Here is a 12,872-nt window from a genome sequence, read left to right as displayed (position 1 = left end):
ATGACGAACCCGACCCCTGCCGGCCCCTCCCTGGCCGGCCGCCGTGAATGGACGGCCCTCGCCGTCCTGATGCTTCCGCTGCTGCTGGTCTCCATGGACGTCTCGGTCCTCTACTTCGCCGTCCCGGCGATCAGCGCGGACCTGGAACCGACCGGCACCCAACTGCTGTGGATCTTCGACATCTACGGCTTCGTCCTGGCCGGCCTGCTGATGACGATGGGCGCGCTCGGCGACCGCATCGGCCGGCGCAGGCTGCTCCTGATCGGCGCGGCCGCCTTCGGGGCCGCCTCCCTGGCCGCGGCGTACGCCGACAGCGCCGAGACGCTGATCGTGGCCCGCGCGGTCCTCGGCATCGGCGGCGCGACCCTGATGCCGTCCACGATGGCGCTGGTCCGCACGATGTTCACCGACCCGGCGCAGCGGACGAAGGCGATCGCCCTGTGGTCCGGCGTGATGACGGCCGGCATCGCCCTCGGCTCGGTGCTGAGCGGTCTGCTGGTGGAGTTCTTCTGGTGGGGTTCGGTCTTCCTGGTCAACCTGCCCGCGATGGCCCTGCTGCTGCTCCTCGGCCCGCTGCTGCTCCCCGAGGCGAAGAATCCCGACCCCGGCCGCTTCGACTGGCCGAGCATCCCGCTGTCCATGGCCGCGGTACTGCCCGTGGTCTACGGCCTCAAGGAGATCCCCTCGGAGGGCTGGAACGTCCGCTACGTCGTGTCGATCACCGTCGGCCTGCTCTTCGCCGCGCTCTTCGTCCACCGCCAGCGCACGACCGCCGCGCCGATGATCTCACCGGACCTGTTCCGCCGCCCCGGCTTCACCCCGGCCCTCACGCTCTACCTGATCACCATGTTCGCGATCATGGGCTCGGCGTACTTCACCACCCAGTACATCCAGTCGGTCCTCGACAAGAGCGCCCTGGAAGCGGCCCTGTGGGCCCTGCTCCCCTCGGTGCCGATCGGCCTCGCGGCGCCCCTGTCGACCCAGCTGGTGCACCGGGGCGTGAGCCGCGTGCACGTCGTCACCACCGGCTTCCTGATCGGCGCCTGCGGCTACGGCCTGCTGGCCCTCGCCGGCGCGGACTCCATGGCGCTCGTCCTGACCGCGTGCGGTGTCCTCGCCTCCGGAATCACCCTCGTCACGGTCCAGATCGCGGACCTCGCGCTGAGTGCGGCCCCGGTGGAACGGGCGGGCGCCGCCTCCTCCCTCATGGAGACCGGCGCGGAGTTCGGCGGCGCCCTCGGCATGGCCCTGCTCGGGTCCATCGGTACGGCCGTCTACCGCCACGAGATCCCGGCCTCGGCGCCGGACGCGGCCCGCGAGACGCTGGGCGGTGCGCTGGCGGTCGCCGACCGGTTCCCCGGCCTGGCCACCACGGCCCGGGAGGCCTTCACCCACGGGATGCAGGGGGCGGCGATCGCGGGGACGGTCCTGCTGGCCGGGGCCGCGTGCCTGACTCCCCTGGCCCTGCGCCGAACGCGCCGGCACGACAAAACGCCGGCCGAGCCGAGTTCCCTCAGCCCGTCCGGCGTTTGAGTCGGTCTCAGACCAGGTTCACGGCGCGAGCCGAGGTCGCCCCGATCTCCTCGGCGACCTCGGTCAGCACCCCGGCGGGCACCGTGTCGTCCACGGTCAGCACCGCGAGAGCCTCGCCACCGGCGATCGCCCGCGACACCTGCATACCGGCGATGTTGATCCCCGACTCACCGAAGATCCGGCCCACCGTGCCGACGACACCGGGACGGTCCTCGTACTTCAGGACGACCATGTGGTCGGCGAGCGCCAGGTCGACGTCGTACTCCCCGACCGCGACGATCTTCTGGAGGTGCTTCGGACCGGCCAGCGTGCCGGACACCGACACCTCCTCGCCGTTGCCGAGCGTGCCCCGCACGGTGACGACGTTGCGGTGGTCGGCCGACTCCGAGCTGGTCGTCAGCCGCACCTCGACACCGCGCTCCTGCGCGAACAGCGGGGCGTTGACGTACGACACGGTCTCGTCGACGACGTCCTCGAAGACACCCTTGAGGGCGCTGAGCTCCAGCACCTTCACGTCGTGCTGGGTGATCTCGCCGTACACCTCGACGTCGAGGCGGACCGCGACCTCACCGGCGAGCGCGGTGAAGATCCGGCCGAGACGCTCGGCGAGCGGCAGACCCGGCTTGACGTCCTCGGCGATGACACCGCCCTGGACGTTCACCGCGTCCGGGACCAGCTCGCCGGCGAGGGCGAGACGCACCGAGCGGGCGACGGCGATACCGGCCTTCTCCTGCGCCTCGTCGGTGGAGGCACCGAGGTGCGGGGTGCAGACGACCTGGTCGAGCTCGAAGAGCGGGGAGTCCGTGCAGGGCTCCTTCGCGTACACGTCGAGACCGGCACCGGCGACGCGGCCCTCCTTGAGGGCGGAGTACAGCGCCTCCTCGTCGACGATCCCGCCGCGCGCGGCGTTGACGACGCGCACACTCGGCTTGACCTTGTGCAGCGCCTCGTCACCGATGAGACCGAGGGTCTCGGGGGTCTTCGGCAGGTGCACGGTGATGAAGTCGGACACTTCGAGGAGCTCGTCCAGCGACAGCACCTTGACGCCCATCTGCGCGGCCCGCGCGGGCTGCACGTAGGGGTCGTAGGCGACGACCTTCATGCCGAAGGCGGACATGCGCTGCGCGACGAGCGCGCCGATGCGGCCGAGGCCCACCACGCCGAGGGTCTTCTCGGCCAGCTCGACACCCGTGTACTTGCTGCGCTTCCACTCGCCGTTCTTCAGGGCGGTGTTGGCCTGCGGGATGTGGCGCGCGGTGGCCAGCAGCAGACCGCAGGCCAGTTCGGCGGCGGTCACGATGTTCGACGTGGGGGCGTTGACGACCATCACGCCGGCCTTGGTGGCGGCGGAGACGTCGACGTTGTCCAGGCCGACGCCGGCTCGCGCGACGACCTTCAGCTTGTTCGCGGCGGCGACCGCCTCGGCGTCGACCTTGGTCGCCGAACGGATCAGGATCGCGTCCACGTCGGCGATGGCCGGGAGCAGCTCCGCCCGGTCGGCGCCGTTGCAGTGGCGGATCTCGAAGTCGGGGCCGAGCGCGTCCACGGTCGCGGGCGACAGCTCTTCAGCGATGAGTACGACAGGTTTCGAGCTCACGTGAGTCCTCACAAGTCCAATGCGTGCGGACGGCCGTCCCGACGGCCGCAGGCGGTGGAGGGTACTGGCCGCGTGGAAGACGCACGACGCTGTGGGCCTGACGCGTATGTAGTACGGCAGTGTAGTGGCGCTTCATGGGTCTTCCCGCGCCTGAACGGAAGGATCACCCGTCCGGGATGCGGCGGGGTGGACGACGGGGCCGGAGCTGATGGCTCCGGCCCCGTCACCCGAGGCTCACGCCTCTTCGTCGTTCACCCACGACATGAGCTTGCGCAGCTCCTTGCCGGTGGTCTCCAGCAGGGAGTCGGCGTCCTGCTGCTTGTACTCGTTGTACTTCTTCAGACCGCCGTGGTACTCGGCCATCCACTCGCGGGCGAAGGTGCCGTCCTGGATCTCGGCGAGGACCTTCTTCATCTCGGCCTTGGTGGCGTCCGTGATGATCCGCGGGCCGGTGACGTAGTCGCCCCACTCGGCGGTCTCGGAGACCGACCAGCGCATCTTGTCCAGGCCGCCCTCGTACATGAGGTCCACGATCAGCTTCAGCTCGTGCAGGCACTCGAAGTACGCGATCTCCGGCTGGTAGCCGGCCTCGGTCAGCGTCTCGAAACCGGCCTTGACCAGCGCGGCCGTACCACCGCACAGGACGACCTGCTCACCGAACAGGTCGGTCTCGGTCTCCTCGGTGAAGGTCGTCTTGATGACGCCGGCGCGGGTGCCGCCGATGCCCTTCGCGTACGAGAGAGCCAGCTCGAAGGCGCTGCCGGTCGCGTCCTGCTCGACGGCCGCGATACACGGAACGCCGCGGCCCTCCTCGTACTGACGGCGGACCAGGTGGCCCGGGCCCTTGGGGGCGACCATGCAGACGTCGATGCCGGCCGGGGGCTTGATGAAGTCGAAGCGGATGTTCAGGCCGTGTCCGAAGAACAGCGCGTCGCCGTCCTTGAGGTTGTCCTTGATGGACTCCTCGTAGACCTGGGCCTGGATCGGGTCCGGGACCAGGATCATGATGACGTCGGCCTCGGCGGCGGCCTCCGACGGCGTCACCACGCGCAGGCCCTGCTCCTCGGCCTTCGCCTTGGACTTGGAGCCCTCGTGCAGACCGACACGCACGTCGACACCCGAGTCACGGAGCGACAGCGCGTGGGCGTGGCCCTGGCTGCCGTAACCGATGACCGCGACCTTGCGGCCCTGGATGATGGACAGGTCGGCGTCGGCGTCGTAGAACAGCTCGGCCACTTTGGGTTCTCTCCTTGGGGTGCAGGTGTTGCGTCCCACCGTATGACGGAGGGCGGAAGGGAAGTTTCGGGGTCTCGGTATACGGGCGGCCGGTGACCCCGGCCGCCCGAAGCCGTCGTTACGCCGACCGGTCGAGGGCGCGCAGCGACCGGTCCGTGATCGAGCGGGCGCCACGGCCGATCGCGATCGTGCCGGACTGGACGAGCTCCTTGATGCCGTACGGCTCCAGCATCTTGAGCATCGCGGACAGCTTCTCGCCGCTGCCGGTGGCCTCGATCGTCACGGCCTCCGGGGAGACGTCGACGGTCTTGGCGCGGAACAGCTGGACGATCTCGACGATCTGGGAGCGCGTCTCGTTGTCGGCGCGCACCTTCACCAGAACGAGTTCGCGCTGCACGGCCGAGCCGGGTTCCAGCTCGACGATCTTCAGCACGTTGACGAGCTTGTTGAGCTGCTTGGTGACCTGCTCCAGCGGCAGGTCCTCGACGCCCACGACGATGGTGATGCGGGAGATGTCGGGGTGCTCGGTGACCCCGACGGCGAGGGAGTCGATGTTGAAGCCGCGACGGGAGAAGAGGGCGGCGATCCGGGCCAGGATGCCCGGGGTGTTCTCCACCAGGACGGAGAGCGTGTGCTTGGACATGGTCTTTTTACGTCTCTCTCGCTCAGTCGTCTTCGTTGTCGCCGAAGTCGGGGCGGACGTCCCGGGCGGCCATGATCTCGTCGTTGGAGGTGCCGGCGGCGACCATCGGCCACACCATCGCGTCCTCGTGGACGATGAAGTCGACGACGACCGGGCGGTCGTTGATGGAGTTCGCCTCTTCGATGACCTTGTCGAGGTCGGCCGGGTCCTCGCAGCGGATCGCGTAGCAGCCCATGGCCTCCGACAGCTTCACGAAGTCGGGGACGCGGGTGCCGGAGCTGGGCTGCTTGCCGTCGGCCTCGGGGCCGGAGTGCAGCACGGTGTTGGAGTAGCGCTGGTTGTAGAAGAGGGTCTGCCACTGGCGGACCATCCCGAGGGCGCCGTTGTTGATGATGGCGACCTTGATCGGGATGTTGTTCAGGGCGCAGGTGGTGAGCTCCTGGTTGGTCATCTGGAAGCAGCCGTCGCCGTCGATCGCCCAGACCGTCTGGCCCGGGGCTCCGGCCTTGGCGCCCATGGCTGCCGGGACCGCGTAGCCCATGGTTCCGGCGCCGCCCGAGTTCAGCCAGGTCGCGGGCTTCTCGTACTGGACGTAGTGCGCGGCCCACATCTGGTGCTGGCCCACGCCCGCGGCGAAGATCGTGTCCTCAGGCGCGAGCTGCCCGATCCGCTCGATGACCTGCTGCGGCGAGAGCGAGCCGTTGTCGGGCTGGTCGTAGCCCAGCGGGTACGTCTCGCGCCAGCGGTTGAGGTCCTTCCACCAGGCGCTGTAGTCACCCTGGTGACCTTCGCTGTGTTCCTTCTGCACGGCCTGGACCAGGTCCGCGATGACCTCGCGGGCGTCACCGACGATCGGCACGTCGGCGGCGCGGTTCTTGCCGATCTCGGCCGGGTCGATGTCGGCGTGGACGATCTTGGCGTGCGGGGCGAAGCTGTCCAGCTTGCCGGTGACGCGGTCGTCGAAGCGGGCTCCGAGGGCGACGATCAGGTCGGCCTTCTGCAACGCGGTGACGGCGGTGACCGCACCGTGCATGCCCGGCATTCCCACGTGCAGCGGGTGGCTGTCGGGGAATGCGCCGAGCGCCATCAGGGTGGTGGTGACGGGCGCTCCGGTGAGTTCGGCGAGGACCTTCAGCTCGGCGGTGGCCTGGGCCTTGATCACGCCGCCGCCGACGTAGAGGACGGGCCGCTTCGCGGAGGTGATCAGCTTGGCGGCCTCGCGGATCTGCTTGGCGTGCGGCTTGGTCACCGGGCGGTAGCCGGGCAGGTCCATGACCGGCGGCCAGGAGAACGTCGTCCGTGCCTGGAGGGCGTCCTTGGCGATGTCGACCAGGACCGGGCCGGGGCGGCCGGTGGCGGCGATGTGGAAGGCCTGCGCGATGACCCGCGGGATGTCCTCGGCCTTGGTGACCAGGAAGTTGTGCTTGGTGATCGGCATGGTGATGCCGACGATGTCCGCCTCCTGGAAGGCGTCCGTGCCGATCGCCTTGGAGGCCACCTGGCCGGTGATCGCCACGAGCGGCACCGAGTCCATGTGGGCGTCCGCGATGGGGGTCACCAGGTTGGTGGCACCGGGGCCGCTCGTCGCCATGCAGACCCCGACCTTGCCGGTGGCCTGCGCGTAACCGGTGGCCGCGTGGCCCGCGCCCTGCTCGTGACGGACCAGGACGTGCCGCACGCGGGTCGAGTCCATCAGCGGGTCGTACGCCGGAAGGATCGCACCACCGGGAATGCCGAATACCGTGTCGGCGCCGACCTCCTCGAGAGAGCGGATGAGGGACTGCGCACCCGTGACGTGCTCGGGGGCGGACTGGTGTCCTCCGGATCGGGGCCGCGGCTGCGGGTGATGGGCCCCGGTGGCCTGCTCGGTCATCGTCATTCTCTTCTCGATGCTGAGGGTTTTTGCGAGGTTTGTGCGGTGTTCGGCTGCTGCACGAATGGCGTCTGTGCAACAAAAAACCCCTCGTGCCGAAAGGCAAGCGAGGGGAGCGCGCCGGGTGGGGTCGCTGGGAGTTCCGGGTCTGTCCGGACGTCACCAGCTTCAGCCGACGCGCTGTCCAAGTACGAGAATTCGAGTGCGCATGGCACTGACCCTCCCCCCGGCACGCACTCACTGTCAAGTGGGTGGGACGGGAGTCTCATTATGTGAGCGCAGGGTGCTGCCACCGCCGAGAATGGCCGCGACACCCCCTGTGTACACCCCGGAACCCCCACCCGCGAACGCGGGCTCCACCGGGCCGTGCGGCACCGGATAATGGCCGGATCCGAGTGCCCGGCGCAGCCGGTACTCGTCCAGCGGGCCGGAGAACGCCATCCCCTGGCCGTGTGTGCAGCCCATCGCGCGCAGGGCCACGACCTGCTCCGGCAGGTCCACGCCGTCGGCGACGGACTTCAGGCCGAGGTCACCGGCGATCCGCAGCAGCCCGCTGGTGATCTTGTGCAGCCGCGCGGACTCGACGACGCCCTCGACCAGACCGCGGTCGAGCTTCAGTACGTCGGCGGGGAGTCTGCGCAGCGCCGTGATGGCCGCGTACCCGCTCCCGAAGCCGTCCAGGGCGATCCGGACACCGAGTCTGCGCAGCGCGCCCAGACGGCGCTCCAGCTCGTCCAGGGAGGTGCGGGGGTCGAGGTCGGACAGCTCTATGACCAGGGATCCCGACGGCAGCCCGTGCCGGGTCAGCAGCGCCTCGACGGAGCCGAGCGGCATCGAGCGGTCCAGCAGCCGGCGGGCGCTCATCCGGACCGCCACGGGCACGGACAGGCCCGTCGCGGCCCGCTCGGCGGCCTGTTCGACGGCCTCCTCCAGTATCCAGCGGCCCAGTTCCTGCGTCTTGTCGCTGTCCTCGGCCACCCGCAGGAACTCGGCGGGCGTGAACAGCACCCCCTGGGAGGAGCGCCAGCGCGCCTGCGCGGCGACCGACGTGATCCGGCCGTCCTCCAGCCGGACCACCGGCTGGTGCAGAAGCGTGAACTCGCCGTCGTGCAGAGCGGCCCGCAGTCGCGTGGCCAGCTCCGCCTTGCGTACGACGTCCTGCTGCATCTGCGGGGCGTACAGCTCGACGCGGCCCTTGCCGCCCGCCTTGGCTCGGTACATGGCGAGGTCGGCGTTGCGCAGCAGCTCGCCCGCGCCGAGGCCCGCCTCGGCGAAGGCGACGCCGATGGAGGCGTTGACCCGGACATCGTTGCCGTCGATGAGGTAGGGCTGCGAGAGCGTGGCCCTGAGCCGGTCGGCGAGTTCCAGGATGTGGCGCTCGCGGGCGCTGCGGTCCCGGGTGCCGTCGCCGGCGATCAGGGCCGCGAACTCGTCGCCGCCGAGCCGGGAGGCGGTGTCCCCCTGACGGACGGCGTCCTGGAGTCTGCGGGCGGCCTGGACGAGCAGCTCGTCCCCGGCCTGGTGCCCGATCGTGTCGTTGACGGCCTTGAAGCCGTCGAGGTCGATGAAGAGCACGGCCGTGCCCCGCAGGGCGGCGCGGTCGGAGGCGCGACGGCCGGACAGGGCCTGCTGGACGCGCCGGGTGAACAGGGCGCGGTTGGGCAGGTCGGTCAGCGGGTCGTGCTCGGCGTTGTGCTGGAGCTGCGCCTGGAGGCGCACCCGCTCGGTCACGTCCCGGCTGTTGAAGATCAGGCCGCCCTGGTGGCGGTTGACGGTGGACTCGACGTTGAGCCAGCCGCCGTCGCCGGACCGGAAACGGCACTCGATGCGCGTGGTGGGTTCTTCGAGGGGGCTGGCAGCGAGGAAACGGCGCACCTCGTGCACCACGCAGCCCAGATCCTCCGGGTGGATGAGACCGGCCAGTTCGGTGCCGACGAGTTCCTCCGCGGGGCGGCCGTAGACGCCGGCGGCGGCCGGGGAGACATAGCGGAGGATGCCGTTGGGTGCGGCGATCATGATCACGTCGCTGGAGCCCTGCACCAGGGAGCGGAAGTGGTTCTCCTTCTGCGCCAGTTCCTGGGTGAGGGTGATGTTGTCGAGGAGCATGATGCCCTGGCGCACGACGAGGGCGAGGACCACGGTGCCGCCGGTGAAGAGCACCACGCGGTCGACGCTGCGGCCGTTGAGGACGTTGTAGAGGATCCCCAGGGTGCAGACGGCGGCGGCCAGGTAGGGCGTGAGCGCGGCCAGGGAGCCGGCGATGGGCCGGGCGCCCGGATACCGGCTGTGATCACCTCCCTGCGGCTGCTGGTGCGGGTGCGGGTGCGGGTGATGGCCGGTGCGCTGTCCGGGCAGGTGTTCGCGCACCACGCGCGTGTGTCCGGCGCCGAGCCGTCGCTCGGCCTCCGTGCCGTGGCGCGGGGTGGCCCAGGGGGCGTAGGCGAGCAGCAGCGACCCGGCGAACCAGCCCGCGTCGAGCAGTTGGCCGGAGCGGTAGTTGTTGTGCAGCAGCGGTGAGGTGAACAGGGCGTCGCACATCACGGTCAGCGCGAGCGCCCCGATCGCGGTGTTGACCGCGGTGCGGTTCACCGCCGAGCGCCTGAAGTGCAGCGCGAGCACCATGCTGACCAGGGCGATGTCGAGCAGCGGGTAGGCGAGCGAGAGCGCGGTGTGCGAGACGCTCACTCCCCCGTGGGAGTCGACCTTGGCGGCCTGGGCCAGGGCGAGGCTCCAGGAGAGCGTCAGCAGCGAGCCGCCGATCAGCCAGGCGTCCAGGCCCAGGCAGACCCAGCCCGCCTTCGTCACCGGCCGCTTGGCGAGGACCAGCAGTCCGACGATCGCGGGCGGGGCGAAGCACAGGAAGAACAGGTCGGCGTAGCTGGGGCTGGGCACGGTCCGCCCGAGGACGACTTCGTACCACCCCCAGACGAGGTTGCCGGCGGCCGCCATCGTCGAGGAGAGCGCGAAGAGCAGCCAGGCGGGCCGAAAGCGGATCCGGCGGCCGCGGGCGTACAGGAAGCAGGACACGGCGGCGGTGCCCGCCGCGGCGCTCAGTCCGAAGTCGCCCATGATCAGGGCGACTTCGCGGGAGCCCCAGCCGAGCGCGGAACCGACGGCGTATCCCGCGCACACCAGGGCCAGGGTGAGTTGGTGGACCAGGCTCGATCCGAGGCCCATGGCCGGAGGGCGCGTCCGCGGCGCCCCCGGCGCGGGCTTGGCCCGCGGCACCGAGGCGAGGGTGGTCGTGGAAGGCGACGGCGAACTCACCGGGCCCTCCCGGTCCGCGCCGCTCCGGGGTCCCTCGGGTCCCGGTGCGCTGGGTGCGCATGCCTCCTGCGGCCGCTGTGCCTGCGGTGATTGCTGTGGTGACTGTGATGATGAAGGCTGTGGTGGCCGGCGTGACCGGCGTGACTGCCGTGCTGGCTCGGGTGGTTGGCGTGGTGGCCGCGTCTGCGCGCCGCCGTGTGCCAGGGTCGCCGTCGGCGGCCCCGCCGCGTCGGATCGTTCGTCCATAGGCCGTGCATCGCCCGTCGCCCCCCTCACAGTCTGAAATGTCCATCCCCGGCGCCGAAAGGTACGCGGCGCAGCCCCTGTCGGGACGATACACCAGTCTCGTCACTCAGGGACATAGTTCCTCTACGCTCCGTGACGACCAGCGGAGATGCGGGCACGGACCGCGTCCGGAAGGTTGCGGAGGGTACCGGAAACGGACTCTGTGCCGGTCGCGCCCGGAGCGCGGTCGTGCGCCCCGGAGCTCAACCTGCGGGCGTCACGCGCTGGTTGCGCCGTTGGTCGGTCCTGTCGTAAGGATCACGTTGCCCAGCGGCTCCCGGTTCACGAAACGGCTCAACTGGTCGATCAGGAGGCGCTTGGCGCGCGGCAGGAAGGCCGATGTGGGCCCCCCGACGTGCGGGCTGATGAGGACTCCGGGCGCCTGCCACAGGGGGTGGTCCGGGGGCAGCGGTTCGGGGTCGGTGACGTCGAGGGCGGCGGTGAGGCGGCCGCTCTCCAGCTCGGCGAGCAGCGCCTTGGTGTCGACGACCGGGCCGCGGGCGACGTTGACCAGCAGCGCGCCGTCCTTCATGCGGGCCAGGAACTCGGCGTTCACCAGGTGGCGGGTGGTCTCGGTGAGGGGCGTGGACAGGACGACGACGTCCGCCTCGGGGAGCAGGGAGGGGAGTTCGGTGAGCGGATGCACCGGACCGCGCGCCGTGGTGCGCGCGGAGCGCGCGACGCGCGCCACCCGCGCGACCTCGAACGGAACGAGCCGGTCCTCGATCGCCGCTCCGATCGACCCGTAGCCCACGACGAGCACGTTCTTGTCGGCGAGCGCCGGATGGAAGCCGCCGCCCCACTCCCCCTTGTCCTGGGCGCGGACGAAGCCCGGGACGCCCCGCAGCGAGGCGAGGATGAGGGTGAGCGCGAGCTCGGCGGTGCTCGCCTCGTGCACCCCGCGCGCGTTGCACAGCCGTACGCCCGCGGGCAGGTCCTTCAGGCCCGGCGTCACGTTGTCGACGCCGGCCGACAGGGTCTGCACGACCTGCACGGAGCCGAGGTGGGGCATCGGCCGCAGGACGACGTCGAGGGGCTTCATGTAGGGGACGACGTAGAAGGCGCAGTCGGCCGGGTCCGCGGGGAAGTCCTCACCGCCGTTCCAGAACAGGTAGTCGGGGCCCTCGGGGAGCCCTGGGATCTCTTCCGGCGGGATGGGGAGCCACACAACGGGAGCAGTCATGGTCAGGAGGCTATGTCAGGCGCCGCGGACCGCAGAGGTTAGGTTGGGGGACCAGGACAGGGAGGGTCACGAGCAGGTGGAGCGCAGGACGATCGGCGCGGCGGCGCTCGCGGTGGGGGCCGTCGGACTCGGATGCATGCCGATGAGCTGGGCGTACACCGGTTCGCGGCAGCGCGGCGAGGAGTCGCTCAGGGCGGTGCACCGGGCGCTTGACCTCGGCTCGACGCTCCTGGACACGGCCGACATGTACGGCCCGTTCACCAACGAGCTGCTGATCGGGCGGGCGTTGAAGGAACGCCGCCAGGACGCCTTCGTGTCGACCAAGGTCGGTCTGCTGGTGGGCGAGCAGCACATCGTGGCCAACGGCCGTCCCGGGTACGTGAAACGGGCGTGCGACGCCTCGCTCCGGCGCCTCCAGACGGACGTGATCGACCTCTACCAGCTGCACCGGGCGGACCCCGAGGTGCCCGTCGAGGAGACCTGGGGCGCGATGGCGGAGCTCGTACAGGCCGGAAAGGTACGGGCGTTGGGGTACTGCGCGATGGGTGCCCGGGGCGGTCGTCGGTCCGGTGCCGGGCTGTACGACGCGACGATCCGGCAGTTGCGGCGGGTGCAGCAGGTCTTCCCGGTGAGCGCGGTGCAGGCGGAGCTGTCGGTGTGGTCGCCGGAGGCCGGGGAGACGCTGCTGCCCTGGTGCGCGGAGCGGGGCATAGGCTTTCTGGCCGCGATGCCCCTGGGCAACGGCTTCCTGACCGGAACCCTCACCCCGGGCCAGGGCTTCGAACCGGACGACGTGCGGGCCCGCCACCCCCGCTTCACCGCGGAGATGATGGCCGCGAACCAGCCGATCGTCGTCGGCCTGCGCCGCGTGGCCCGACGACACGGCGAGCACGTCACCCCGGCCCAGGTGGCCCTGGCCTGGATCCTGGCCCAGGGACCCCACGTGATCCCGGTCCCCGGCACCAAGCACGAACACTGGGTGACGGAGAACACCCGCTCAACCACCCTGCGACTGACCACCCGCGACCTGTCGGAGCTGACGGAGCTGCCTGGGGCGCAGGGGTCGTGGGAGTAAGGGTGTGGGGGTGGCTGGGACGGGGGTGGCTGGGCTGAGGTCTGGGGGTGCCTGGGCTGGGAGTACGTCTGCGGGGGAGGCTTGTGCTGCGGGCACCTGCCCCGCGGGTCTCCGCCAGGGGCGACCGGCTGCGGGCGCCCAGCCGCGAGTGGCCTCCGACGGGGCGGTACCCCGGGGGCT

Annotated in this window: 8 protein-coding genes; 2 read left to right on the top strand and 6 right to left on the bottom strand. The window is 70.6% G+C overall.

Going from position 1 to position 12,872, the window contains the following annotated elements; translation table 11 throughout:
- The gene (locus SLINC_RS31645) at nucleotides 1-1,533 is read left to right on the top strand and encodes an MFS transporter (protein WP_067440212.1); all 1,533 of its coding nucleotides are present in this window, start codon (nucleotides 1-3) and stop codon (nucleotides 1,531-1,533) included.
- A 7-nt stretch (nucleotides 1,534-1,540) separates the two neighbouring features.
- Here the strand turns inward: SLINC_RS31645 and serA are convergent, their stop codons facing one another.
- The 6 genes from serA to SLINC_RS31615 form a co-directional block, all read right to left on the bottom strand.
- A complete protein-coding gene (gene serA / locus SLINC_RS31640) occupies nucleotides 1,541-3,130 on the bottom strand; it encodes a phosphoglycerate dehydrogenase (protein ID WP_067440209.1) in 1,590 nt (529 codons plus the stop codon).
- Nucleotides 3,131-3,364: 234 nt separating this feature from the next.
- Nucleotides 3,365-4,366 (bottom strand): ketol-acid reductoisomerase, encoded by a 1,002-nt coding sequence (gene ilvC / locus SLINC_RS31635; protein ID WP_067440206.1) that lies wholly within the window; start codon nucleotides 4,364-4,366, stop codon nucleotides 3,365-3,367.
- A gap of 118 nt (nucleotides 4,367-4,484) precedes the next feature.
- On the bottom strand, nucleotides 4,485-5,009 hold the full coding sequence (ilvN, locus tag SLINC_RS31630) for an acetolactate synthase small subunit (protein WP_062708926.1): 525 nt from the start codon (nucleotides 5,007-5,009) through the stop codon (nucleotides 4,485-4,487).
- A gap of 22 nt (nucleotides 5,010-5,031) precedes the next feature.
- Complete coding sequence (locus tag SLINC_RS31625; RefSeq protein ID WP_067440198.1) at nucleotides 5,032-6,888, bottom strand: acetolactate synthase large subunit; 1,857 nt, start codon at nucleotides 6,886-6,888, stop codon at nucleotides 5,032-5,034.
- Nucleotides 6,889-7,125: 237 nt separating this feature from the next.
- Nucleotides 7,126-10,149: a putative bifunctional diguanylate cyclase/phosphodiesterase gene (locus SLINC_RS31620; protein WP_067440195.1), complete on the bottom strand. Its 3,024-nt coding sequence runs from the start codon at nucleotides 10,147-10,149 to the stop codon at nucleotides 7,126-7,128.
- 502 nt (nucleotides 10,150-10,651) lie between these two features.
- Nucleotides 10,652-11,617: a 2-hydroxyacid dehydrogenase gene (locus tag SLINC_RS31615; protein ID WP_225988303.1), complete on the bottom strand. Its 966-nt coding sequence runs from the start codon at nucleotides 11,615-11,617 to the stop codon at nucleotides 10,652-10,654.
- Nucleotides 11,618-11,693: 76 nt separating this feature from the next.
- Here SLINC_RS31615 and SLINC_RS31610 point away from each other — a divergent pair, with 76 nt between their 5' ends.
- Nucleotides 11,694-12,692, top strand: a complete 999-nt coding sequence (locus SLINC_RS31610; protein ID WP_067445913.1) for an aldo/keto reductase — start codon at nucleotides 11,694-11,696, stop codon at nucleotides 12,690-12,692.
- Nucleotides 12,693-12,872: the final 180 nt, after the last annotated feature.

It is taken from the genome of Streptomyces lincolnensis (assembly GCF_001685355.1).
Taxonomy (GTDB): domain Bacteria; phylum Actinomycetota; class Actinomycetes; order Streptomycetales; family Streptomycetaceae; genus Streptomyces; species Streptomyces lincolnensis.
Note: the sequence above shows the minus strand (reverse complement) of the source record. Positions and strands in the feature narration are given on the sequence as shown.